The sequence below is a fragment of the Cupriavidus sp. H18C1 genome (genome assembly GCF_049311595.1).
Lineage (GTDB): Bacteria > Pseudomonadota > Gammaproteobacteria > Burkholderiales > Burkholderiaceae > Cupriavidus > Cupriavidus cauae.
Genome location: NZ_CP186008.1, coordinates 817,537 through 840,455 on the forward strand (window position 1 = coordinate 817,537; position 22,919 = coordinate 840,455).

The following is a 22,919-nucleotide window of genomic DNA, read 5'->3' on the forward strand; positions in this document are numbered from 1 at the left end:
CCGTGGCTCAATCCAGCTCGGCGAGGACCGTCGACGAGGCCGACACCTTCTCGCCGATCGTCACCCGCGGCCGGGCGTCCAGCGGCAGATAGACGTCGACGCGCGAGCCGAAGCGGATGAAGCCGTAGCGCTGCCCGCGCGCCACCGTGTCGCCGACGCGCGTGTAGCACAGGATGCGCCGCGCGATCAGGCCGGCGACCTGCACCAGCGTGACGACCTTGCCGTCGCCGTTGCGGCGGATCACCACCGCGTTGCGCTCGTTCTCGGTCGAGGCCTTGTCCAGGTCGGCGTTGACAAACTGGCCGGGGAAATAATCGATCTTCTCGACCGTGCCGTCGACCGACACGCGGTTCGAATGCACGTTGAAGACGTTCATGAACACGCTGATCTTCAGCGCCTCGCGGCCGGCGTAGGGGTCCTGGGTCTTCTCGACCGCGACGATGCGGCCGTCGGCCGGCGCCAGCACCGCGTTGGGCTGGGTCGGAATCGGCCGGGGCGGGTCGCGGAAGAACTGCAGCACGAACACCGTGACGATCCAGAACGGCAGCGCCCACCAGAATCCCGCGCTGGCATGCACCAGCAGCGAAATGACAAAAGCGCCGGCCAGGAACGGCCAGCCTTCACGGGCGATCAGCGGATGGGGATAGTTCATGCAGGTGGGAAAGAGGTCAATGGAGGTCAGTCAAGTCTGACAAGGATAACAAAAAAGCCGCCCAGCCCTCGCCCGTTTTCCCTCGGCGGACCATGGTCTGGCCATGGCGACCGCCTCTGGGGGACGGAAGGCTGAACGGCTGCGGGGCTGAGGCCGCGCCGGCCGGCAAACCCGGCGGCGCGGCGTTCGGCACGCTTAGTTCTTCGACTGGTCGACCAGCTTGTTCTTGGCGATCCAGGGCATCATCGCGCGCAGCTTCGCACCCACTTCCTCGATCTGGTGCTCGGCGGTCAGGCGGCGGCGCGAGATCAGGGTCGGGGCGCCGGCCTTGTTCTCGAGCAGGAAGCTCTTGGCGTATTCGCCGGTCTGGATGTCCTTCAGGCACTGCTTCATGGCCTTCTTGGTCTCCTCGGTGACGACGCGCGGGCCGGTCACGTACTCGCCGTACTCGGCGTTGTTGGAGATCGAGTAGTTCATGTTGGCGATGCCGCCTTCGTAGATCAGGTCGACGATCAGCTTCAGCTCGTGCAGGCACTCGAAGTAGGCCATTTCCGGCGCGTAGCCGGCTTCGACCAGCGTCTCGAAACCGGCCTTGATCAGCTCGACGGTACCGCCGCACAGCACGGCCTGCTCGCCGAACAGGTCGGTCTCGGTTTCTTCACGGAAGTTGGTCTCGATGATGCCGGCACGGCCGCCGCCGTTGGCGGTGGCGTACGACAGCGCGATGTCGCGGGCGGCGCCCGACTTGTTCTGGTGCACCGCGATCAGGTGCGGCACGCCGCCGCCCTGGCTGTAGGTCGAACGCACGGTGTGGCCCGGGGCCTTCGGCGCGATCATGATCACGTCGAGGTCGGCGCGCGGGATCACCGCGCCGTAGTGCACGTTGAAGCCGTGGGCGAAGGCCAGCGCGGCGCCTTCCTTGATGTTGTCGTGCACTTCGTTCTTGTAGACGTCGGCGATCTGCTCGTCCGGCAGCAGGATCATCACCACGTCGGCGTCCTTGACCGCCTCGGCGACTTCCTTGACCTGCAGGCCGGCGTTGACCGCCTTGTTCCACGACGCGCCGTTCTTGCGCAGGCCGACCGTCACCTTGACGCCCGAGTCGTTCAGGTTCAGCGCGTGGGCGTGACCCTGCGAGCCGTAGCCGATGATGGTGACGTTCTTGCCCTTGATCAGGGACAGGTCGGCGTCCTTGTCGTAAAACACTTTCATGATGATTCCTTCGCTCTTTTTCCGATGTTGGGAGTCGACGACGCGCCGCGCATGTAGTCGGCGCGTGCGCGCCGCCGTCGATACTGCAATGTGGTGTGGTGGGGTTGCCGCGCGAGAGACCGGCGTCAGACCTTCAGGATGCGCTCGCCGCGGCCGATTCCCGAGCCGCCGGTACGGACGGTCTCCAGGATCGCGCTGCGATCGATCGCATCGAGAAAGGCATCGAGCTTGCTGCCGTTGCCGGTCAGCTCGATCGTGTAGGTCTTCTCGGTGACGTCGATGACCCGGCCGCGGAAGATGTCCGCGGTGCGTTTCATCTCCTCGCGCTCCTTGCCGACCGCGCGCACCTTGACGAGCATCAGCTCGCGCTCGATATGCGCGCCCTCGGTCAGGTCGACCACCTTGACCACCTCGACCAGCCGGTTCAGATGCTTGGTGATCTGTTCGATCACGTCATCCGAGCCGGTCGTCACGATCGTCATCCGCGACAGCGAGGCGTCCTCGGTGGGCGCCACGGTCAGCGTCTCGATGTTGTAGCCGCGCGCCGAGAACAGCCCCACCACGCGCGACAGCGCGCCCGGTTCGTTCTCCAGCAGGACCGAAATGATGTGTCGCATCACAGGTCCTCCGCGCCGAGCAGCATTTCGGAAATGCCCTTGCCCGCCTGCACCATCGGCCAGACGTTCTCGGTCGGATCGGTCTGGAAGTCCAGGAACACGGTGCGGTCCTTCAGGCGGAAGGCTTCCCGCAGCGCCGGCTCGACGTCCGCGGTCCTCTCGATGCGCATGCCGACGTGGCCATAGGCCTCGGCCAGCTTGACGAAGTCGGGCAGCGCGTCCATGTAGGAATGCGAGTAGCGGTTGTCGTACTCGATCTCCTGCCACTGGCGCACCATGCCCAGATAGCGGTTGTTCAGCGCGCAGATCTTGACCGGGGTGTCGTACTGCAGGCAGGTCGACAGCTCCTGGATGCACATCTGGATCGAGCCCTCACCGGTCACGGTGACGACCTCCTTGTCCGGGAACGCCTTCTTGATGCCCATCGCGTACGGCAGGCCCACGCCCATCGTGCCCAGGCCGCCCGAGTTGATCCAGCGGCGCGGCTGGTCGAACTTGTAGAACTGCGCGGCCCACATCTGGTGCTGGCCGACGTCGGAGCAGACGAAGGCATCGCCGCCGGTCAGTTCCCAGATCTTCTCGATCACGTACTGCGGCTTGATGATCTCGGAATCGCGGTCGTACTTCAGGCAGTCCACCGAGCGCCATTGCTCGATCTGCTCCCACCAGCGCGACAGCGCCTCGCGGCGGGGCTTGACGTCGCTGGCCTGCAGCTGCGCGATCAGTTCCTGCAGCACGTCCTTGACGTTGCCGACGATGGGGATGTCGACCTTGACCCGCTTCGAGATCGACGAGGGGTCGATATCGATATGGATGATCTTGCGCGGCTGCGAGGTGAAGTGCGCCGGATTGCCGATCACGCGGTCGTCGAAACGCGCGCCGATGGCGATCAGCACGTCGCAGTTCTGCATCGCCATATTGGCTTCGTAGGTGCCGTGCATGCCGAGCATGCCGACGAACTGCTTGCTGGTGCCGGGGAACGCGCCCAGGCCCATCAGCGTGTTGGTGACCGGATGGCCGGTCAGCGCGGCCAGCTGGCGCAGCTCGTCGCTGGCATTGGCCAGCACCACGCCGCCGCCCGAATAGATCAGCGGCCGCTCGGCGCTCTGCAGCAGCGCCAATGCCTTGCGGATCTGGCCCGAATGCCCCTTGTTGACGGGGTTGTACGAGCGCATGTCGATCGCCTTCGGGTACTCGTAGCGGCAGGCATTGCGCGACACGTCCTTCGGGATGTCGACCACCACCGGACCGGGACGGCCGGTCGCGGCGATATAGAAGGCCTTCTTGATCGTCGCCGCCAGATCGCGCACGTCCTTGACCAGGAAGTTGTGCTTGACCACCGGGCGCGTGATGCCCACGGTGTCGCACTCCTGGAAGGCATCCTGGCCGATCGCGTGGGTCGGCACGTTGCCGGTGATCACGACCATCGGAATCGAGTCCAGGTAGGCGGTGGCGATGCCGGTGACGGCATTGGTCACGCCGGGACCCGAGGTCACCAGCGCGCAGCCCACCTTGCCGGTCGCGCGCGCATAGCCGTCCGCGGCGTGGACCGCGGCCTGCTCGTGGCGCACCAGGATGTGCTCGATTTTCTTTTGCTTGTACAGCTCGTCGTAGATATACAGCACTGCGCCGCCGGGATAACCCCAGACGTATTCGACGCCTTCTTCGGCAAGTGCGTGGACGAGGATTTCCGCCCCGATCATTTCGGGTGCGGCGGATGAATTGCTGTCGGCGTGGGAGAATTCCGCGCTGGGCATGTTCATGTCAGTCCTTTGCAATTTTCGGCAAAAAATTGTTTGGATGCTCTCTGCCGGGCTTGTGGCACGGGTTCAAGCGGTGCGCGTCTGCATGGGAGACCGCCTCATAAGCGGCCAGATGAGACAACCACTGATGTCGTGAACCGTCGATGATACTGCATCGCACCAGCGCGGTCTATGGTCTCGCGTCGTGTCGCCGGGGCGACACGGCCGCCCGGTTATTTGCTAGCATCGGCGCATTTTGCTGATTTCCGGGCTGCCGGCCGCCCCGCCATGGTGCGGCCTTCGCGCCGGCCGCCCTTGCCCGCCGCATGGCAACCGAACAGGAACTATCCGATTTTCTCGCCAGCGCCGAACGCCGCGCCTTCAAGCACGCGGTATTCGCGGTACGGGACGAACAGGCCGCCCTGGACATCGTCCAGGACGCCATGATCAAGCTGGCCGAAAAATACGGCGACCGCGGCCCGGCCGAGTTGCCGCCGCTGTTCCAGCGCATCCTGCAGAACACCATCCACGACTGGTTTCGCCGCCAGAAGGTGCGCAACACCTGGGTCACGCTGTTCTCGAACCTGCGCGACGAGCGCGACGGCGACGACGCCGACCTGCTGGAGGCGCTGGAGAGCGAGCCGGGTTCGCAGGCCGCCGAGAGCAGCGCCGACCGGTTCGAACGGGTGCAGACCATGCGCATCATCGAAGAAGAAGTCCAGCGCCTGCCCACCCGTCAACGCGAGGCCTTCCTGCTGCGTTACTGGGAGGATATGGACGTCGCGGAAACGGCCGCTGCCATGGGATGTTCCGAAGGCAGCGTCAAGACCCACTGTTCGCGCGCCACGCATGCCCTGGCGCAGGCGCTGCGCGCCCGGGGACTCCGACTATGAACAGCAGAAACGCATCCGAGATCGAGCAACGCCGCCTGGCCCGGCAGATCACCGCCATGCTGGACGCCTCCGCCAACCAGGTGCCGGCCGACATCGCCGACCGGCTGGCCGCCGCACGCCGCGTGGCGCTGTCGCGGCGCCGCGTCGAAGCGCCTCAAACATTACCCCGCCTTGCCGCGGCCGGCCCGTCGCTGCACGGCGACGCGCGCCGCGCCATGCGGCCGCTGGGCGACTGGGTGCGCCGGCTGGGCCTGGTATGGACGCTGGTCGCGCTGGCCGGCGGGCTGGCGGGCATCTACCAATGGCAGCAGCAGCAACGGATCGAGGAACTCGCCGATGTCGACGCCGCCATGTTGCTCGACGAACTGCCGCCCGCCGCCTACGCGGACGAGGGCTTCCATGTCTTCCTCAAGCATGGCGAATAAACCGGGGGATGTCCGCACGCGCCGCGGCCTGGCGCTGCTGCTGGGCGCCGGCCTGGGCGCCGCGGCGCTGTGGTGCCTGACGCCGCCCGCCGCGCAGGCCCGCGATGCCGCCGAGCCGGGGGGCCAAGGTGTCGAGCCCCGCGGCCAAGCCGGCCACAAACGCGGCCACCAATGCGGCCACCAGTCCGGCCCCCCAGCGCGGCCGTCCGTACGGCTCGCCCCGCCTGGTCCGAGCTGACGGCGGCCCAGCAGCGCGTGCTCGCGCCGCTGGCGGGCCAGTGGAACACGCTGACCGAGGTCCATCGCCGCAAATGGCTGCGCATCGCCGCCCGCTTCCAGGAACTGGCGCCGGCCGAGCAGCAGCGCCTGCATGCGCGCATGACCGAGTGGGCGCAGATGACGCCCGAGCAGCGCCGGCTGGCGCGCGAGAATTTCCAGATCCACCGCACCGTGCCGGTCGAGCGCAAGACCGAGGCGTGGGACCGCTACCAGCAGTTGCCCGAGGCGCAGAAGCGCCAGCTGGCGGAAGCGGCCAAGGTGCCGCCGCGACCCGGCGCGGTCAGCGCGTTGCCCTCCAGCCGCAAGCCGCCCATTTCGACGACGCCGATACGGACCGTGCCGCCGCACGCGGCAAGCGGGGCGTCGGCCCCGCCCGCCGCGAGCGCTCCCGCGGTCCTCTCGGCCTCCGCCGCGCTGGTGCCGGGCACCGCCCCGGCCAGCGGTGCCAGCGTGGCGGCAGCCAGCGCGGCCGTCCCCGTCGAAGCCGCCAGCGGCACGGCGGCGGCCTCGGGGCCGGTCACCGAGATCGCGCCGGCCACCAGCACCGACACCTTCTCCCGCGGCAACTGATCGGGCCCCGCCGACCGCGGCGGCGGCGCGACGCGACGCTGCACCACTCGATCGCTACCCTGCACCACTTGCTCCCCCGCGCAATCCGGCCGGCCGCATAATCTGCCGCATAGTCCACCACATAATCCGCCGCGCAAATTGGCCGCAAATCCGGCACAGTCCGGCGCACACCTCGCAAGCCGCCTCGCCGCCACCCCGATGCAGGCCGACGCGACGCCTTGGCATAATGCCGCTGCCCATTACACCAGCGGCACGGCCCCCGTCCGCGCCTCGCCCGATTCGCACACCGCTGCCCATGCCTGCAAATGTCCGCCAAGCCCGCCACTGACGCCGCCGAACCCCGCCCCGAGCCGACCACCGCGCGGCAGGCGCACGCCTCGATGCACGCCTCGAAGCAGCCGCCCACGCCGGCGGCGCCTACCATCCGCCGCCGCGTTGCCTGCATGCTGTACGAAGGCGTGCTGCTGTTCGGGGTGCTGAGCGCCTCCACCGCGCTCTATCTGCTGGCCCGGCCACTGCTGCGCGAACTGCGCGTCGATACGCCGCTGACCATGCAGCTATGGAGCTTCCTGGTGATGGGCTTTTATTTCACCTGGTTCTGGCAGCGCACCGGCCAGACGCTGCCGATGCAGACCTGGCGCATCCGCGTCGAAGCCGCCAACGGCAAGCCGCCGCGCTGGCCCCGCGCGGCGCTGCGCTATCTGCTGGCCTGGCTGTGGCTGCCGCCATCGGCGGCGGTGGGGCATGCGCTGGGCCTCGTCAAGGGGCCCTTCGTTGGCGTACTGGCTTGCGGCCTGGCGGTCTGGCTGTTGCTGGCCTTCCTCGATCGGCGCCGGCAGTTCCTGCACGACCGGCTGGCCGGCACGCGGCTGGTCGACCTGCGGCCGCCGCGCCAGCCATGAAGCTGACCGCCACCGCGGTGCGCCGCATCGCCGTGGCGATGCAGCTCGGCGGTGCGTACGGTGTCGCGCTGGCGCTGGTCCGGCTGGCCGACTGGAACTGGCCCGCGGCGCTGGCCGGGGGCATCGCCACGGTGCTGGTGCTGTTCGCGCTGTCAGTGGCGATGGCCTTCGCGATCTCGGTGGGCGGCACCGGCGCGTTCGCCGCCGGCATGCCGACGCTGCCGCCGGCGCTGCAGGCGCATCGCTCGGCCGCGCGTCTCGGTCCGCGGCAAGCCCTGCTCTGCTATCTGCGCGAATGCATCGCGGTGTTCCGCATGTTCAACTGGCTGCAGCCCTTCCGCCATCGCCGGCCGTTCGTGCCGGCCAAGCCGGATGCCGCGGCTGCGCGACCGCCGGTGCTGCTGGTGCACGGCTACGGCTGCAATCGCGCGGTCTGGCTCGACCTGCAGCCGGTGCTGGCCGCCGCCGGCTATCGCTGCGAGGCGATCGACCTCGAGCCGATGCTGGCCGATATCGACGACTATGGCGACGCGCTGCTGGCCGCGATCGACACGCTGAACCGCAGCGCCGGCCGCGCCCCGCTGCTGCTGTGCCACAGCATGGGCGGACTCGCGGCGCGCGCGGCGCTGGCCCGCGCCCGCCGCGAGGGACGCCCGGCCGCCTGCGCGGGCATCGTCACGCTCGGCACGCCACACCACGGCTGCACGCTGGCCAGCATCGGCAGCGGCGCCAATGCGCGCCAGATGCGCTGCGGCAACGACTGGCTGCATGCGCTGGCGGGTGGCGAAAGCCCGGGCGATCGCGCCGCGATGGTGTCGATCTTCAGCTGGCACGATTCGATCGCCGGCCCGGCCGAAACCAGCTGGCTCGACGGCGCGCACAACGTCGCGCTGGCCGGCATCGGCCATGTCTCGCTGCTGCGCGACCCGCGCGCGTTCGACGCGGTGCTGTCGGCGCTGGACCGTCTCGCGCACGCCGCGGCTCCGGCCGCTTCCTGAGCGATCGCTTCCTGAGCGACCGCTTCCTGACCGGTCGATTCTCTGACCCGTCGATTTCCGACCGGTCGATTTCCGCCGGCATCGCCGCTCACGCCGACCGCCGACCGCACCGCTAGCCGCTAGCCGCTAGCCGCTAGCCGCTAGCCGCTGATCGGTGATCGCCGACGGCCAACCGCCGACCGCAGCCCCCCTTTACGGTTGGTCACATGTCATTCATGTTTCCGTCATGGCGCCGTCACCGATGGCTGGCTCAATGCAGTCATCGCCGTCACCGGGGCCGCCATGGTCAGTCCACTCCGTTCCGCCCGGGCACATCTGGCCCGCGCCGCGCAGCGACTGCGCGGACGCTCCGACCCGATGCTGCCGCTGGCCGCCATTCCCGGCATGCCAGCCGCCTTCATGCCGCCCGGTCTGGACCGTGCGCCGACCACTGCCTTCCCCGCCGACACCGACCGCCTGGACCACCAGGACCGGCGCGATCCGGTCCCGGCCACCGCCCCCCTCTTCCGAGCCACCTGAAGCCGAGCGCTACCGCGCGATCTGGCTGTCCGACATCCATCTGGGCACGCCGGGCTGCCAGGCGGACTACCTGCTCGACTTCCTCAAGCACAACGAGTCCGACACGCTGTACCTGGTCGGCGACATCATCGACGGCTGGCAGCTGCGGCGCGGGTGGTACTGGCCGCAGAGCCACAACGACGTCGTGCAGAAGCTGCTGCGCAAGGCGCGCAAGGGTACCGAGGTCATCTACGTGCCGGGCAACCACGACGAGGTCGCGCGCCAGTTCGACGGCCTGGCCTTCGGCGACGTGGTGGTGCGCGAGGAAGCGGTGCACGTGACCGCGACCGGCCGGCGCCTGTGGGTCGTGCATGGGGACCTGTTCGACGGCGTGGTGCAGCACGCGCGCTGGCTCGCCTATCTGGGCGACACGCTCTACACGCTGATCCTCGCGCTGAACCGGCATTTCAACCGCATCCGCGCGCGGCTGGGCTTTCCCTACTGGTCGCTGTCGCAGTACCTGAAGCACCAGGTCAAGAACGCGGTCAACTACATCAGCTCGTTCGAACACGCGATGGTCGAGGAAGCGCGCCGGCGCGGCTGCGACGGCGTGGTCTGCGGCCATATCCACAAAGCCGAGATCCGCGAGGTCGACGGCCAGCTCTACTGCAACGACGGCGACTGGGTCGAGAGCCTGTCGGCGCTGGTCGAGACCATGGAGGGCGAGCTGAAGATCGTCTACTGGACTACGCTGCGCGACCCCGCGCAGCCCGCCGCGCGCCGCCTGCGCAAGAGCGCGGCGACGGTGTAGCACCGCGCCGCATTCCGACCGATCGCTGCTGGGCAACCGATACCGCGGCGCCGCCGCAAGGACACACCATGAAAATCCTGATCGTCACCGATGCCTGGGAACCGCAGGTCAACGGCGTGGTTCGCACGCTGAAGTCGACCCGCCGCGAGCTGCAGGCGATGGGCCATACCGTCGAGCTGCTGACACCGCTCGAATTCCGCACGGTGCCGTGCCCGACTTACCCCGAGATTCGCCTGTCGCTGCTGCCCGGCGCGGCGGTGCGCCGGCGCATCCGCGAGTTCGCGCCGGACGCACTGCATATCGCCACCGAGGGCCCGCTCGGCCTGGCGGCGCGCCGCCACGCGGTGCGCCAGAAGCTGCCGTTCACCACCGCCTATCACACCCGCTTTCCCGAATACGTGCAGGCTCGCTTCGGCATTCCGCTGGCCTGGACCTATCGCTTCCTGCGCTGGTTCCACGGCCCGGCCCAGGCGGTGATGGCGCCCACGCCGGTGGTGCTGCAGGACCTGCACCGCTTCGGCATCGAGCATGCGGTGCTGTGGACGCGCGGCGTCGATCTGGACGTGTTCGTGCCGCAGTCGGTCAACGTGCTGAACACCGCCCACCCGATCTTCCTCTACGTCGGCCGCGTCGCGGTCGAGAAGAACGTCGAGGCCTTCCTCGCGCTCGACCTGCCCGGCTCCAAGTGGGTCGTCGGCGACGGCCCCGCGCTGCCGGCGCTGCGGGCGCGCTATCCGAACGCCAATTACCTGGGCGTGCTGAGCCAGCCCGAGCTTGCCAAGGTGTATGCTTCGGCCGATGTCTTCGTGTTCCCGAGCCGCACCGATACCTTTGGCCTGGTGCTGCTCGAAGCGCTGGCCAGCGGTCTGCCGGTCGCGGCCTATCCGGTCACCGGTCCGATCGATGTGCTGGGCGACAGCGACGCCGGCGTGATGCACGAGGATTTGCGCGAGGCCTGCCTCGAAGCGCTGCGCATCGACCGTGCCACCGCACGCGCGCACGCCGAACGCTTCTCGTGGCGCGCCGCGTCCGAACAGTTCCTCGCGCATCTGCGACCGCTGCACGGCATGCCGAACGGCCACGGCCAGACCGCGCGCCCCCGACAAGATCATGGCGAAACCCCCCTCTTCCCTCCGACAACTCCGTGCCGAAGCCGACCTTGCCCCGCGAGAACAGCGACTACACGATTGAAGACAACCCCCACAAGGGCAACCGCGGCATCGCCCGTGCCTGGCGGGCCGCGGTCAATTCGCTGTCGGGCCTGCGCTATGCGGTGCTCGAGGAAAGCGCGTTCCGGCAGGAACTGACGCTGGTGGCGGTGCTGACACCGCTGGCCTTCCTGCTGCCCGTGACCGTGGTCGAACGGATCCTGCTGCTGGGCACGCTGCTGCTGGTGCTGATCGTCGAGCTGCTCAATTCGAGCGTCGAGGCCGCGGTCGATCGCATCTCGCTGGAGCGGCACGGGCTGTCCAAGCGCGCCAAGGATTTCGGCAGCGCGGCGGTGATGCTGGCGCTGGTGCTGTGCGGCGGCACCTGGCTGGCGATCGCCGCTCCGCATGTGGTGGGCTGGCTGCGCGCGCTGAGCGGCTGAGCGGCTGAGCGGCTGAGCGGCTGAGCGGCTGAGCGGTTGAGCGGTTGAGCGGGTGAGCGGGTGAGCGGCTGATCGGCTGAGCCGGACTCAGCGGCATGGCGCCGCGGGGCCGCCTGCGATGCCATTGCATATAATCGCAGTCCGTCCATTCGCAGTGCGCCGGTCCGTCCGTTTGCGGCCCGCGCCTGTCCTAGCTTGCCCGGCCTCATGGAATCCAAACCCCAGACCGGTCCCCGCCGCACGCGGGACCGCATCCTCGATGTCTCGCTGCGCCTGTTCAACGAGGTCGGCGAGCCCAATGTGACCACCACCACCATCGCCGAGGCGATGGAGATCAGCCCCGGCAACCTGTACTACCACTTCCGCAACAAGGACGACATCATCACGTCGATCTTCGCGCGCTTCGAACAGGAAATGGAACGCCGGCTGAAGCTGCCGGACGACCACAAGCCGACGCTCGGCGAAAGCTGGGGCTATCTGCAGTACATGTCCGAGTTCCTGTGGAACTACCGCTTCCTGTACCGGGACATCAACGACCTGCTGGCCCGCAACCGGATGCTGGAGACCAACTTCAAGCGCATCGTCGAGCAGAAGAAGCGCTTCGCGCAGGAGATCTGCCGCCAGTTCCTCGACGACGGCGAGATGGAGGCCACGCCGGAGCAGGTCGACGCGATCTGCACCAATATCGTCGTCGTCGCGACCTACTGGCTGTCGTTCCAGTTCGTGCAGCATCCGCGCCAGTACAACGATCCCGAGCAGATCCGCGGCTACCTGCACAGCGCCAGCTACCACATCTTCTCGATCCTCGCGCCCTATCTGCGCGGCAACGCGCGCCAGGCCTTCGATCAGCTCGCGCGCGAGTTCGCCGCGGCCAAGGCGCAGGCAGAACCGTCGGGCAAGGCCGGTGCGCCGTCGCCCGCTCACCCCAAACCACAACAGGAAGGAAAGCAGTGAAATCGGTTTGCGTCTATTGCGGTTCGAGCCCCGGCAATCGTCGCGAATACGCCGAGGCGGCGCGCGCGATGGGCCGCGCGCTGGCCGACAAGGGCCTGGCGCTGGTCTACGGCGGCGGCAAGGTGGGCCTGATGGGGATGGTCGCCGATGCGGTGCTCGAACACGGTGGCACCGCGATCGGCATCATTCCCGAGGCGCTGATGCACAAGGAGATCGGCCACGCCGGCCTGACCGAGCTGCACGTCGTGCGCAACATGCACGAGCGCAAGCAGATGATGGCCGACCGTGCCGACGCGCTTCGTCGCGATGCCCGGCGGCATCGGCACCTACGAGGAACTGTTCGAGACGTTCACCTGGCTGCAGCTGGGCTATCACGCCAAGCCGGTCGGCGTGCTCAACGTCGCGGGCTTCTATGACGGCATGCTCGGCTTCCTGCGCCATGCGGTTGGCGAAGGCTTCCTGAAGCCCGAACACGCCGGCCTGCTGCGCGTGGCCGATACCCCCCGCCGGCATCATCGAGTCGCTGGCCAACGTGCCGCAGCTGCGCGTCGACAAATGGCAGCAGGCGCGCGACAAGACCTGAGCCGGGCCTGATCGGGACCTGAGCGGGACCAAGAGGGGACTGATCAGGACCTGATCCGAACCTGACCCGAACCTGACCCGAACCTGATCGCGACCCAAGGCGGACCCGGTTGGGCCCTGAGCAGCGTTGCGCCGGCACGAACGGCGGGCGACGCCGCCCGCTCCCTGTCGGAACCTGTCAGAAGGACGAGCCCGGCTGGCGCAGGAAGGCCACTTCCTCGTCGGTACTGGGCCGGCCCAGCACCGCATTGCGATGCGGGAAGCGGCCGAAGCGTTCGATCACCACGCGGTGCCGCTCGGCCCATTCGACGACATCGACCCGCCCCGCCGTGTCCTCGCGCAGCGCGGTCATCAGCTCGACCGCCGCGTGCTGGGCGTCCAGCGCTTCGGCATGCTCGAACGGCATATAGCAGAACATGCGGTGATACGGCGTCGGCAGGCAGCGGTCGTCGCCGCGCTCCACCATCCGCCGGGCCAGCGCCAGCGCCTGCGCGTCGGTGGCAAAGCTGCGCGGATCGCCGCGGAACATGTTGCGGGGGAACTGGTCGAGCAGCACGATGCGCGCGCAGAAGGTTTCCGGCGCGACGTCGGCGGTGTTCTCGACGAACGACGACCACCCATCGGTGCCCGCATGCGCGGCTTCCCATGCCGGCAGGAATTCGGCCCGCACGCGGGCATCGAATTCTTCGCTGCGGGTGAACCACATCGCCCGCTCGCGATCCCAGTCGGGCGCGTCCGGCGTGCCGAACCAGAACGCCAGGATGCGGGCGGCGAGGTTGTTGTGATTGGTCTGGTCCATCGCTTCTCCTTGCAGCTCCTGACGCATCACCGCGCGACGTTGCGCATCCAGTCGGCCGTCTGGAACAGCGCCTGCAGCAGCCGCATCTGCAGGTCCTCGGACAGGCCGACGTCCTGCATCGCCATCGCCATGCAGCGCATCCACTGGTCGCGCTCGCTGATGCCGATCTCGAACGGCAGATGGCGCGCGCGCAGGCGCGGATGGCCGAAGCGTTCGATGAAATGGTTGGGGCCGCCCAGCCAGCCGCACAGGAACCAGAACAGCTTGTCGCGCGAGCCGTCCAGCGAGGGCGGATGCAGCGCGCGCAGGCCGGCGAACTCCGGTTCGAGGTCCATCAGGTCGTAGAAGCGATCGACCAGCTCGCGCACGCGCGCCTCGCCGCCGATCAGATCGTAGGCGGTGGCCTGTGGCGCCTGATCGGTGGTGTCGGTGGGCTTGTCGGCGGCCGGGTCTGCGACCTTGTCGGTGGCCGGGTTGCTCGGCTGCGCGTCGGCAGCGATAGGGGTGTCGGCATTCTGCCGGGATACGTCGGACATTGCGGTTCGAATCAACGGAATCGGTTTGCCGGCGATGGCGCCGCTTCAGGGCCCTTTCGGAGCCTTCGAAAGCCCTTTTCGAGCCTTCGAGCCTTCGAGCCCTTCGAAGCCGCCTGAAGCGCCGTGAAGCCCTTCAAGCCTCCCGCAGCGTCGCGAGCGCCGGCTGGCGCAGCACGTCGCGCAGGCCCAGCCAGCCGCCGGCAAAAGCGCACAGCATGCCAGAAACCACGCCGACCGGCACGATCCACGGATTGAGCACATACGAGAAGTCGAACACGAAGCGCGACAGCGCCCAGCCGACCGCGATCGCGCCGATGCTGGCCAGCAGCCCCGCCAGGCCGCCGACCACCAGGAATTCGGCGTACTGCGTCTGCTTGATGGTCGCCGCCGACGCGCCCAGCGCCTTCAGCAGCCCGGCGTCGCGGCGGCGCTCGTCGCGCGCGCCCGCCAGCGCGGCATAGAGCACCGTCACGCCGGCCGCCAGCGTGAAGGCGAACAGGAACTGCACCGCGGCGATGACCTGGTCCAGCACGCCCTGCACCTGCCGCAGGATCAGCTCGGTATTGACGATCGTGATGTTGGGAAAGCGCGCGCTCAGCGCATTGCCCAGCGGCGCCAGCTCGGGCTTCAGGTGGAAGGCGGTGATATAGGTCTCGGGCAGCCCCTGCATCATCGACGGCGGCAGGATCACGAAGAAATTGACGCGCATCGAGCTCCAGTCGAGCTTGCGCAGCGAAGTCACCGGCGCCTCGATCTGCTGGCCCGCCACGTCGAAGCGCAGCGTATCGCCCAGCTTCACGCCCAGCGTCTTGGCGATGCCCTCCTCCATCGACGCCTCGGGCCGCTTGCCGTCGAACCAGCGGCCGGCCACCACGCGGTTGCCCTCGGGCAGCGCATCGGTATAGGACAGGTTGAATTCGCGCTCGACCAGATTGCGCGCACGGCCCTCCTCGTAGCGCGAGGCCTGCACCGGCTCGCCGCCGATATGCGTCAGCCGGCCGCGCACCATCGGATAGAGCAGATCGTCGATGCCGTCGCGCGACAGCATCTGCCGCAGCGGCTCGCGCTGGTCCGGCTGGATATTGATGATGAAGCGGTTGGGCGCGTCGGCCGGGGTGGCGTTGCGCCACGAATCGATCAGGTCGTTGCGCGTCATGCCGAGCAGCAGCAGCGCCATCAGGCCGACGGCCAGCGCCACCGTCTGCAGCACCGTGACGGCGCGGCGGCGCTCCAGCACGGCCAGCGCAAAGCGCCAGCCCACCGCGCGCCCGGCCGCCTTGCCGCCGACCAGACGGCCGCGCACCAGCCGCGCCAGCAGCGTCAGCAGGCCGAGCGCCAGCAGCGCGAACACCACGCCGGCGCCGGCGAAGCCGCCCGCGGTCAGCAGGCCGAGCTTGAGGTCGCGCGCGGCCACCAGCAGCAGCGAGACGAAGGCGCCCAGGCCCAGCGCATAGGCGATCCACACCGAGATCGGCGGCATGCCGACGTCGCGGCGCAGCACCCGCAGCGGCGCGACGCGTGTCAGCGCCAGCAGCGGCGGCAGCGCAAAGCCGATCAGCAGCACCAGCCCCGACAGCAGGCCGATCACCGCCGGCAGCGCGGACGGCTGCGGCAGCGACACGGTCAGCAGGTTGCCGAGCGACAGCAGCAGCCCGTAATGGCCGAGATAGCCCAGCACGACGCCCAGCGCCGCGCCGAGCACGCCGACCAGCAGGAATTCCAGCCCGAAGGCCAGCAGGATCTCCCTGCGCGAGAGCCCCAGGCACTTGTAGATCGCGCAGGCGTCGGTATGGCGCTGCATATAGCGGCGCGCCGACATCGCGATCGCCACCGCGGCGATCATCGACGACAGCACCGCGACCAGCGACAGGAAGCGCTCGGCCCGGTCCAGTGTGGCCCGCATCTGCGGCTGGCCCGAGTCCAGCGACTCGACCCGGGTATTGCGCAGCCCGCGCCGTTCGATCTCGCCCTCGGCCCACTGCCGATAGGCCACGCCCGCCGCCTCCGGCCCCGCCACCAGCAGCCGGTAGCTGACGCGGCTGCCCCAGCCGATCAGGCCGGTCGCCTCGAGATCGGACAGCGGCAGCATCACGCGCGGCGCGAAGTTCATGAAGCCGCCGCCACGGTCCAGTTCCTGCGTGATGATCCGGTCGATGCGGAAGCTGCGGCTGCCCAGCCGCAACGTGTCGCCGACCCGCACGCCGAGCCCGCCGAGCAGGGCCTCGTCGACCCATACCGTGCCGGGCGCCGGGATGCCGCCGGCCGGCTCGCCCGGTGCGCCGGGCGCGGTGGCGGTCTTCAACGTGCCGCGCAGCGGATAGCCGGGGCTGACGGCCTTCAGCGCGGCGAGCTGGCTGGCCGGCGCATCGCCGTCGGCCGGCGCGGCGCCGGGCTGGGCGGCGGTGCCGTTGTCTGCGCGCCCGGCACCATCCGCGCCGTTGGCGCTTTGCGCGGTCGCGCCGTTGGTGGCGCCGGTGGTGGGGCCGGTGGTAGCAGCACCGTTCGTGCTGCCGTTGGCGGCGCCGGCCGGGCTCGCCACGGTCGCCATGCTCGGAAAGGTCACCGTCTGCGCGACGGTCAGCCCCTGCGCCGCCGCCTGCGCCGCGAAGGCCGGATCGAAGGGCTGGTCGGCCACCAGCAGCACGTCGGCACCGATCAGCTGGCGGGCGTCGCGCTCCAGGCCCTGTCGCATCCGGTCGGACAGGAAGCCGACGCTGGCCAGCGCCGCCACCGCGAGCACCAGCGCGAACAGCAGCAGCGTCAGCTCGCCGGCGCGCCAGTCGCGCCGCGCCATCCGCCACGCCTGCGCCCACGGCGAGAAACGGGCCCCGGCATGGGGAACGGCGGCGGGGCGTACTAGCGCAGGGGCGGTGGAATCCGCGGCGGAATCGGTCGGCATGATGTCGTGGTCGGGTATTCGGGTATTCGGGTGTTCGGCGTATTCCGGGTGTTCGGCGTGTCCGGCGTATTCGGCGGGTATTCGGCGTATTGGGCGGTTCTCGGGGTATTTCGGCCGGTATTCGGGGTGTTCGGTTTGCGGGCGCGGATGGCGCCGGGATGACGTCGATGAGGGCGCCGATCCCGGTCAGTACGCGGCGGGCGGCCCGCCCTTGCGCGTCAGCGCGCCATGCAGCTTGCGCACGCCGCGCCACAGCTTGGGCAGCAGCCACAGCGCCAGCAACAGGCTGATGGCCAGCAGCACGAAGAACAGCACCGGCAGGAAGAACGCCAGCAGCAGGCTGCCGGTGGCGGTCACGTCCTCGGTGAATGAGGCCGCCCAATTTGAAAAGGGTTCCGGCGACACATTGATCAGCGCGCGGGTGCCGGCCTTGGCCGCATGGGCGGTGCCGGCCAGCGTGCCGCCGATCAGGCCGGCGATCACCATCCACTGCGGATCGAGATTGCCGAAGGCGGCCGCCGCCAGGATCGCGCCGGCGGGAATGCGGACAAAGGTATGGAAGCCGTCCCAGACCGAATCGAAGCCCGGCACCTTGTCGGCGATGAACTCGGCCAGCGCCAGCACCGCCGCCACGCCGATCACCCAGTTGGACGCCAGCGGCTGCAGCCCGGCCGGCAGATCGAGCCAGCCCATGCGGGCCAGCACGCCGGCGGCCAGCACGGCCAGATAGAGACGAAAGCCGCTGGCCCAGGACATGCCCGCGGCCAGCGCGGCGGTTTCCAGCATCGGGACGCCCTCGCAGAGTCGCGGCCGGCGGCGCCGGCCATGGGCGCAGTGTAATACGGGCCTGATCCGGGCCCCTCCGGGCCCGTCCTGGCCTGCCCGGCGCGGCTCGCGCCAAGCCTCAACCCTGCTCCCCCTCTCCCGCCTGCGGAGAGGGAGAAGACCAATGGTCTGTGAGCTGCCCCTACTCCCGCCCGTCCACCCCGTACCAGGGCAGCACCTGCTCCGGCGCCAGCAGGCCGCGCTGCTCGGCCAGCGCATAGCCCGGCAGCGCGGTGATGCGGGCACCGATCGCCGGATCGGCCAGCAGCGCCAGCAGCGCGTGCGCCCACGGCGCGAACTGGTCGGCCTTGCGCAGCGCCAGATAGTAGACCTCGCGCGTCAGCGGCACGAAGGCCAGGCCGTGCGCCTCGGCGTTGACGCGCAGGCCGAAGCCGACCTCGGCGCGGCCGGCATGCACGGCCTCGGCGACCTTTTCGTTGCTGAACTCGGGCTGGTCGTAGCCGGCGACCTGGTCGGCATACAGGCCCTGCGCCGCCAGCAACTGATCGAACAGCAGCCGCGTGCCCGAGCTGCGCTGCCGGTTGACGAAGCGCGCCTGCGTGCGCACCAGGTCGCGCAGCTCGCGGATCTCGCGCGCCCGCGACGGCGCGACGATCAGGCCCTGCTCGCGCGAGGCCACGGGGGATCAGCCGCACCGAGGACGGGCGCAGCCATTTGCGCAGCGTCACGTGCGCGACCGATCCGGCGGTCTGGATCGGCGCGACATAGAAGCCCGCCAGCTCGGCCTGCCGCTCGTGCAGGCAGATCAGGCCCTCGACGCTGCCGCAGAACACGGTATCGAGCTGCAGGCCCTCCGGCTGCTCGTTCAGCGCCGCCGCCAGCACCTCCATCGCCGGGTCGTGGCTGCCGGAGAAATGGATTCGCGTCTGCGGCCGGGCCGCATCGTCCAGCTCCGCGGCAAACTCGGCCAGCGCCTTGCGCACCGCCGGATCGACCGCCTCGCGCAGCTTGACCTCGGCGCGCAGCAGGCGCTCGCCGAAGCGGGTCAGCGAGGCGCCGCGGCCGCGCTCCATATCGAGCATGCTGCGCCCGAGCAGCGCCTCCCAGTCGCGCATCACGCCCCAGGCATGCCGGTACGACAGCCCGACCTTGGCGGCGGCGCGATGCAGCGAGCCGGTCTCGCGCACCGCCTGCAGCAGCAGGAACACCTTGCCGTTGGCACGAGGGTTGTCGTCCGTCGATACCACCGGAAACAGTTCGAAATGGAATGTCATATGTTCCGCTGTTCTTATTTACTTTGTTCTTGGAGTGCCGAGACAATCATGGCGCCCGTACAAGCTTGCGCAGATTAGCGGAAGCTTCGGATGTCGCGCATTGTCACCGAAGCGGATGGGCGCATGCAATTATGTTCAGATAAACATAACAAGAGGATTTCCGACATGCCGTTTGCCCGCCCGGGTCGCCACTCCGCCTCATCCGGCCTGACCGCCCCCTCCCGCCCATTCCGCCCATTCCGCCCATTCCGCGCCGCCCGCGCGCTGCCGCGCCTGGCCGCCGCCCTGCTGTCCGCCGCCGCGCTGCTCGGCACCGGCGCGGCCTTCGCGGGCGAACTGAAGCTCGCGACCACCACCAGCACCGAAAACTCCGGCCTGCTCAAGACCCTGCTGCCGCGCTTCGAGCGCGACACCGGCGTCACGGTCAAGGTGATCGCGGTCGGCTCCGGCAAGGCGATGAAGATGGGCGAGATGGGCGACGTCGACGTGCTGCTGGTGCACGCGCGCAAGATGGAAGACGCTTTCGTCGCCGCGGGCCACGGCATCGACCGGCGCGACGTGATGTACAACGACTTCATCGTGGTCGGCCCGGCGGCGGACCCCGCCGGGATTGCGGGCAGCAAGGACGTGATCACCGGCTTCCGCAAGATCGCCGCCAGCGGCGCCAGGTTCATCTCGCGCGGCGACAACTCTGGCACCGACGTGATGGAGAAGTCGTACTGGAAGGAGGCCGGCATCGAGCCCAAGGGCCAGCCCTGGTACATCAACGCCGGGCTCGGCATGGGCGAGGTGCTGACGATGGCGGCGCAGATGCCGGGCTACACGCTGTCCGATCGCGCCACCTACGGCGCCTATCGCGCCAAGACGGGCCTGGCGATCGCGGTGCAGGGCGATCCGAAGATGTTCAACCCGTACGGCATCATCGCCGTCAATCCGGCGCGGCATCCCGGCATCAACTACGCCGATGCGCGCAAGCTGATCGCGTGGATCACGTCGAAGGCCGGGCAGGACGCCATCGCCAGCTACAAGGTCGACGGCGAACAGCTGTTCTTCCCCAGCTACAAGTCGGGCTCCTGAGACTGGGCCGGCAGCCTGGGCCGGGAGTTCGGGCCTGCGGCGGCCCCTATCCTGTCAACCCGTCAGGGCTCGGCCGCCATCTCCAACCGCGGAAGCAGCGGCAGGTCGGCCGCGACCTCGGCGATCATCCGGCGCAGCCACAGCACGTCCGGCGCGGCGTGGCAGCGCTCGTGCCATAGCTGGTAGAAGCGCATGCGCGGGAACGACACCGGCGCCGGCACCAACCGGATCGGCAGGTACTGCGCATAGTGCGCGGCGAACTGCCGGCCGGTGGTGAACACCATGTCGGTCTTCATCAGCACATAGGGCACCAGCCCGAAATACGGCAGCGTGACCTGGATGCGGCGCTTGTAGCCCTGCTCCGCCAGCGCCTGGTCGATCATGCTTCGCTGCATCGACGCATACGGCGCCGGCGCCAGATGCGGCATCTCCAGGTAGTGCTTCAGCGACAGCCCCTTCTTCGCCAGCGGATGCTGGGCGCCGAGCATGCACACGACCTCGTCCTCGAACAGCGGCGAGATATGCAGATGCTCGGGCGGCGACAGCCAGTTGCCGATCACGATGTCGAGCTTGCCCTGCTCCAGCTCCTCCAGGAAGTCCGTGGCGCTGGTCAGCGGATGGACGAACAGCTTCGCGCCCGGCGCCAGCCGGCGTACCCGCTCGACGATATTGGGCAGGAAGAAGGCGTCCAGATAATCGGGCGCGCCCAGATGGAAGGTGCGGTCGGTGGTGGCCGGATCGAACTGCTGCGGGGGCCGCGCGATGCGGTCCATCGCGGCCAGGCTCTGCTCGGCCAGCTCCAGCAGCTCGCGCCCGCGCTCGGTCGGCACCATGCCGCTCTTGCCGCGCACCAGGATCGCGTCGCCGGTGATCTCGCGCAGGCGCTTGAGCGTATTGCTGATGGCCGGCTGCGATTGCCCCATCCGCACCGCCGTGCGCGTGACGCTCTGCTCGGTCAGCAGGGTATGCAATACCCGAAGCAGATAGGTGTCCAGATGGTCGCGTCCGTGCATGGTGGATTCGTCCGGCCTGATGAGCCTGCGGGCCGGTGGCGTGGGGATAAGGATCGGCGCATAGTGTATGCCAGTCACCCTGGCAGCGGTCAATTCGGCGCAAACCCGCGGAATCCCCGCAAATCTGTGCGCTGCAGCGCAATCGCGGGCCGCGGCGGCGGGCCCCGGGCGGCGTGCGCGTCATGATGGGGCATATCACCTGGGCCGAATATTGCTACTCGGCGCGAGTGCTATGTTTGTCGCCATCGCAAGGAGATAAAACGACCATGGAGACACAACCCATCCGCTTCTACCATCGCGGCCAGGTTCAGCAGGTCACCGATGCCCCGATCACCCGCACCGTGCTGCAATACCTGCGCGAGGACGCGCGTTGCACCGGCACCAAGGAAGGCTGCGCCGAGGGCGACTGCGGCGCCTGCACCGTGGTGATCGGCGAACTGCAGCAGGATGGCGAACTGAGCTTCAAGGCCGTCAACTCCTGCATCCAGTTCCTGCCCACGCTCGACGGCAAGGCGCTGATCACGGTCGAGGACCTGCGCCAGGCCGACGGCTCGCTGCATCCGGTGCAGGAAGCGATGGTCGAATGCCACGGCTCGCAATGCGGCTTCTGCACGCCGGGCTTCGTGATGTCGCTGTGGGCGCTGTACCAGCAGCACCAGCCGGGCGGACCCGCGCCGGACCGCCAGACCATCTGCGACGCGCTGACCGGCAATCTGTGCCGCTGCACCGGCTACCGGCCGATCATCGAGGCGGGCCAGCGCATGATGTCGCTGCCCGCCCCGCACGCCAGCCGGCTGGAGCCGAAGGCGATCGCCACCGCGCTGCGCACGCTGATGCGCGAGGACACCTTCCACTATCGCGACCCGTCGGGGGCCGTCTTCCATGCGCCGCGCACCGCGTCGGCCTTCGCCGCGCTGAAGGCCGACGATCCGTCCGCGCGCATCCTGGCCGGCAGCACCGACGTGGGCCTGTGGGTCACCAAGCAGTTCCGCGAGCTGGGCAATCTGCTCTATGTGGGCCAGGTCGAGGACCTGCAGCAGGTCGTCGAGCACGACGGCGTCATCGAGATCGGCGCCGCCGTCTCGCTGGAGCGGGCCTACGCCGCGCTGACCGACGCCCATTCCGAGCTGGAAGAGCTGTGGAAACGCTTCGCCTCGCTGCCGATCCGCAATGCCGGCACGCTCGGCGGCAATATCGCCAACGGCTCGCCGATCGGCGACTCGATGCCGGCGCTGATCGCGCTCGGCGCCGAGGTCGTGCTGCAGCATCGCGAGACGCGCCGCACGCTGCCGCTCGAGGACCTGTACCTGGCCTACCAGAAGACCGCGATGGCCGAGGGCGAGTTCGTCGCGGCGCTGCGCGTGCCGGTGGCCGGGCCCCAGCACTTCCGTACCTACAAGCTGTCCAAACGTTTTGACGAGGACATTTCCGCGGTCTGCGCCGCCTTCGGCATCACCGTCGCCGACGGCGTGGTGCGCCAGGCCCGCATCGCCTTCGGCGGCATGGCGGCCACGCCCAAGCGCGCCGCCCAGGCCGAAGCCGCGCTGCTCGGCCAGCGCTGGGACGAGACCGCCGTCAAGGCCGCGATGGCCGCGCTGTCGCAGGACTACACGCCGCTGACCGACATGCGCGCCACCGCCGAATACCGCGCGCGCGGCGCCGCGAATCTGCTGTACCGCTTCTGGCTGGAGACGCGCGACGATGCGCTGCCGGCCGCGGCCGTCAACGTCCGGGCGCCGGGCGCGGGCAGCGTGCCGGCCTCCGCGGCCAACGCGACCGCCTCGGCCACCGTTTAAGAAGAGGAGCGAT

At 69.0% G+C, this 22,919-nt stretch carries 20 protein-coding genes and 3 pseudogenes; 13 read left to right on the top strand and 10 right to left on the bottom strand.

Going from position 1 to position 22,919, the window contains the following annotated elements; genetic code table 11:
• Positions 1 to 7: 7 nt before the first annotated feature.
• The 4 genes from OJJOAM_RS03835 to OJJOAM_RS03850 all read right to left on the bottom strand — a co-directional run bounded on the left by OJJOAM_RS03835 (position 8) and on the right by OJJOAM_RS03850 (position 4,244).
• Positions 8 to 652 carry a phosphatidylserine decarboxylase gene (locus OJJOAM_RS03835; protein WP_422648914.1) on the bottom strand — a complete coding sequence of 215 codons (645 nt, stop codon included), beginning with the start codon at positions 650 to 652 and terminating at the stop codon, positions 8 to 10.
• Positions 653 to 847: 195 nt separating this feature from the next.
• The gene (gene ilvC / locus OJJOAM_RS03840) at positions 848 to 1,864 is read right to left on the bottom strand and encodes a ketol-acid reductoisomerase (RefSeq protein WP_006577028.1); all 1,017 of its coding nucleotides are present in this window, start codon (positions 1,862 to 1,864) and stop codon (positions 848 to 850) included.
• A 125-nt stretch (positions 1,865 to 1,989) separates the two neighbouring features.
• Positions 1,990 to 2,481 carry an acetolactate synthase small subunit gene (gene ilvN / locus OJJOAM_RS03845; protein WP_006577027.1) on the bottom strand — a complete coding sequence of 164 codons (492 nt, stop codon included), beginning with the start codon at positions 2,479 to 2,481 and terminating at the stop codon, positions 1,990 to 1,992.
• Positions 2,481 to 4,244: an acetolactate synthase 3 catalytic subunit gene (locus OJJOAM_RS03850; RefSeq protein ID WP_422648915.1), complete on the bottom strand. Its 1,764-nt coding sequence runs from the start codon at positions 4,242 to 4,244 to the stop codon at positions 2,481 to 2,483. Before OJJOAM_RS03850 ends, ilvN begins: the two co-directional genes overlap by 1 nt.
• Before the next feature lie 305 nt (positions 4,245 to 4,549).
• On the opposite strand from OJJOAM_RS03850, the gene OJJOAM_RS03855 reads away from it, so the two are divergent.
• The 11 genes and pseudogenes from OJJOAM_RS03855 (at position 4,550) to OJJOAM_RS03905 (ending at position 12,727) form a co-directional block, all read left to right on the top strand.
• On the top strand, positions 4,550 to 5,116 hold the full coding sequence (locus tag OJJOAM_RS03855) for an RNA polymerase sigma factor (RefSeq protein ID WP_422648916.1): 567 nt from the start codon (positions 4,550 to 4,552) through the stop codon (positions 5,114 to 5,116).
• On the top strand, positions 5,113 to 5,541 hold the full coding sequence (locus tag OJJOAM_RS03860) for a DUF3619 family protein (RefSeq protein WP_422648917.1): 429 nt from the start codon (positions 5,113 to 5,115) through the stop codon (positions 5,539 to 5,541). The genes OJJOAM_RS03855 and OJJOAM_RS03860 overlap by 4 nt, the downstream gene beginning before the upstream one ends.
• On the top strand, positions 5,531 to 5,779 hold the full coding sequence (locus OJJOAM_RS03865) for a hypothetical protein (protein WP_422648918.1): 249 nt from the start codon (positions 5,531 to 5,533) through the stop codon (positions 5,777 to 5,779). Before OJJOAM_RS03860 ends, OJJOAM_RS03865 begins: the two co-directional genes overlap by 11 nt.
• Positions 5,780 to 5,796: 17 nt before the next feature.
• On the top strand, positions 5,797 to 6,390 hold the full coding sequence (locus tag OJJOAM_RS03870) for a DUF3106 domain-containing protein (protein WP_422648919.1): 594 nt from the start codon (positions 5,797 to 5,799) through the stop codon (positions 6,388 to 6,390).
• 380 nt (positions 6,391 to 6,770) lie between these two features.
• Positions 6,771 to 7,292 (top strand): RDD family protein, encoded by a 522-nt coding sequence (locus OJJOAM_RS03875; protein ID WP_422649486.1) that lies wholly within the window; start codon positions 6,771 to 6,773, stop codon positions 7,290 to 7,292.
• On the top strand, positions 7,289 to 8,290 hold the full coding sequence (locus OJJOAM_RS03880) for an esterase/lipase family protein (RefSeq protein ID WP_422648920.1): 1,002 nt from the start codon (positions 7,289 to 7,291) through the stop codon (positions 8,288 to 8,290). The genes OJJOAM_RS03875 and OJJOAM_RS03880 overlap by 4 nt, the downstream gene beginning before the upstream one ends.
• 478 nt (positions 8,291 to 8,768) lie before the next feature.
• The gene (locus tag OJJOAM_RS03885; protein ID WP_422649487.1) at positions 8,769 to 9,599 is read left to right on the top strand and encodes a UDP-2,3-diacylglucosamine diphosphatase; all 831 of its coding nucleotides are present in this window, start codon (positions 8,769 to 8,771) and stop codon (positions 9,597 to 9,599) included.
• A gap of 68 nt (positions 9,600 to 9,667) precedes the next feature.
• Positions 9,668 to 10,720: pseudogene (locus OJJOAM_RS03890) on the top strand (glycosyltransferase family 4 protein); the annotation flags it as partial.
• Positions 10,615 to 11,190 carry a diacylglycerol kinase gene (locus OJJOAM_RS03895; RefSeq protein ID WP_422648921.1) on the top strand — a complete coding sequence of 192 codons (576 nt, stop codon included), beginning with the start codon at positions 10,615 to 10,617 and terminating at the stop codon, positions 11,188 to 11,190. The pseudogene OJJOAM_RS03890 and the gene OJJOAM_RS03895, both read left to right, overlap by 106 nt.
• A 207-nt stretch (positions 11,191 to 11,397) precedes the next feature.
• Positions 11,398 to 12,144, top strand: a complete 747-nt coding sequence (locus OJJOAM_RS03900; protein WP_422648922.1) for a TetR/AcrR family transcriptional regulator — start codon at positions 11,398 to 11,400, stop codon at positions 12,142 to 12,144.
• Positions 12,141 to 12,727: pseudogene (locus OJJOAM_RS03905) on the top strand (TIGR00730 family Rossman fold protein). Before OJJOAM_RS03900 ends, OJJOAM_RS03905 begins: the two are co-directional and overlap by 4 nt.
• Positions 12,728 to 12,904: 177 nt before the next feature.
• On the opposite strand, the gene OJJOAM_RS03910 reads toward OJJOAM_RS03905, so the two are convergent.
• The 5 genes and pseudogenes from OJJOAM_RS03910 to OJJOAM_RS03930 all read right to left on the bottom strand — a co-directional run bounded on the left by OJJOAM_RS03910 (position 12,905) and on the right by OJJOAM_RS03930 (position 19,020).
• Positions 12,905 to 13,525 carry a DUF924 family protein gene (locus OJJOAM_RS03910; protein ID WP_422648923.1) on the bottom strand — a complete coding sequence of 207 codons (621 nt, stop codon included), beginning with the start codon at positions 13,523 to 13,525 and terminating at the stop codon, positions 12,905 to 12,907.
• A 26-nt stretch (positions 13,526 to 13,551) separates the two neighbouring features.
• Complete coding sequence (locus tag OJJOAM_RS03915) at positions 13,552 to 14,061, bottom strand: group II truncated hemoglobin (protein WP_422648924.1); 510 nt, start codon at positions 14,059 to 14,061, stop codon at positions 13,552 to 13,554.
• 133 nt (positions 14,062 to 14,194) lie between these two features.
• On the bottom strand, positions 14,195 to 16,960 hold the full coding sequence (locus OJJOAM_RS03920; RefSeq protein WP_422648925.1) for an ABC transporter permease: 2,766 nt from the start codon (positions 16,958 to 16,960) through the stop codon (positions 14,195 to 14,197).
• Positions 16,961 to 17,146: 186 nt separating this feature from the next.
• Positions 17,147 to 17,746, bottom strand: a complete 600-nt coding sequence (locus OJJOAM_RS03925; RefSeq protein ID WP_149319405.1) for a DUF4126 domain-containing protein — start codon at positions 17,744 to 17,746, stop codon at positions 17,147 to 17,149.
• A gap of 181 nt (positions 17,747 to 17,927) precedes the next feature.
• Positions 17,928 to 19,020 (bottom strand): annotated as a pseudogene (locus OJJOAM_RS03930) (substrate-binding domain-containing protein).
• Positions 19,021 to 19,185: 165 nt separating this feature from the next.
• On the opposite strand from OJJOAM_RS03930, the gene OJJOAM_RS03935 reads away from it, so the two are divergent.
• Positions 19,186 to 20,097, top strand: coding sequence for a substrate-binding domain-containing protein (locus OJJOAM_RS03935; protein ID WP_422648926.1), 912 nt, complete (start codon positions 19,186 to 19,188; stop codon positions 20,095 to 20,097).
• A 62-nt stretch (positions 20,098 to 20,159) separates the two neighbouring features.
• Here OJJOAM_RS03935 and OJJOAM_RS03940 read toward each other — a convergent pair whose 3' ends face one another.
• Positions 20,160 to 21,110 (bottom strand): LysR substrate-binding domain-containing protein, encoded by a 951-nt coding sequence (locus OJJOAM_RS03940; protein WP_422648927.1) that lies wholly within the window; start codon positions 21,108 to 21,110, stop codon positions 20,160 to 20,162.
• 266 nt (positions 21,111 to 21,376) lie between these two features.
• Between OJJOAM_RS03940 and xdhA the strand changes: the two genes are divergently transcribed.
• Positions 21,377 to 22,906 carry a xanthine dehydrogenase small subunit gene (gene xdhA, locus OJJOAM_RS03945; protein ID WP_422648928.1) on the top strand — a complete coding sequence of 510 codons (1,530 nt, stop codon included), beginning with the start codon at positions 21,377 to 21,379 and terminating at the stop codon, positions 22,904 to 22,906.
• Positions 22,907 to 22,919 lie beyond the last annotated feature (13 nt).

Coding starts and splice junctions, on each gene's coding strand:
- OJJOAM_RS03835 (WP_422648914.1), bottom strand. CDS start 652: ATGAACTATCCCCATCCGCTGATCGCCCGTGAAGGCTGGCCGTTCCTG.
- ilvC (WP_006577028.1), bottom strand. CDS start 1,864: ATGAAAGTGTTTTACGACAAGGACGCCGACCTGTCCCTGATCAAGGGC.
- ilvN (WP_006577027.1), bottom strand. CDS start 2,481: ATGCGACACATCATTTCGGTCCTGCTGGAGAACGAACCGGGCGCGCTG.
- OJJOAM_RS03850 (WP_422648915.1), bottom strand. CDS start 4,244: ATGAACATGCCCAGCGCGGAATTCTCCCACGCCGACAGCAATTCATCC.
- OJJOAM_RS03855 (WP_422648916.1), top strand. CDS start 4,550: ATGGCAACCGAACAGGAACTATCCGATTTTCTCGCCAGCGCCGAACGC.
- OJJOAM_RS03860 (WP_422648917.1), top strand. CDS start 5,113: ATGAACAGCAGAAACGCATCCGAGATCGAGCAACGCCGCCTGGCCCGG.
- OJJOAM_RS03865 (WP_422648918.1), top strand. CDS start 5,531: ATGGCGAATAAACCGGGGGATGTCCGCACGCGCCGCGGCCTGGCGCTG.
- OJJOAM_RS03875 (WP_422649486.1), top strand. CDS start 6,771: ATGCACGCCTCGAAGCAGCCGCCCACGCCGGCGGCGCCTACCATCCGC.
- OJJOAM_RS03880 (WP_422648920.1), top strand. CDS start 7,289: ATGAAGCTGACCGCCACCGCGGTGCGCCGCATCGCCGTGGCGATGCAG.
- OJJOAM_RS03900 (WP_422648922.1), top strand. CDS start 11,398: ATGGAATCCAAACCCCAGACCGGTCCCCGCCGCACGCGGGACCGCATC.
- OJJOAM_RS03910 (WP_422648923.1), bottom strand. CDS start 13,525: ATGGACCAGACCAATCACAACAACCTCGCCGCCCGCATCCTGGCGTTC.
- OJJOAM_RS03915 (WP_422648924.1), bottom strand. CDS start 14,061: ATGTCCGACGTATCCCGGCAGAATGCCGACACCCCTATCGCTGCCGAC.
- OJJOAM_RS03920 (WP_422648925.1), bottom strand. CDS start 16,960: ATGCCGACCGATTCCGCCGCGGATTCCACCGCCCCTGCGCTAGTACGC.
- OJJOAM_RS03925 (WP_149319405.1), bottom strand. CDS start 17,746: ATGCTGGAAACCGCCGCGCTGGCCGCGGGCATGTCCTGGGCCAGCGGC.
- OJJOAM_RS03935 (WP_422648926.1), top strand. CDS start 19,186: ATGCCGTTTGCCCGCCCGGGTCGCCACTCCGCCTCATCCGGCCTGACC.
- OJJOAM_RS03940 (WP_422648927.1), bottom strand. CDS start 21,110: ATGCACGGACGCGACCATCTGGACACCTATCTGCTTCGGGTATTGCAT.
- xdhA (WP_422648928.1), top strand. CDS start 21,377: ATGGAGACACAACCCATCCGCTTCTACCATCGCGGCCAGGTTCAGCAG.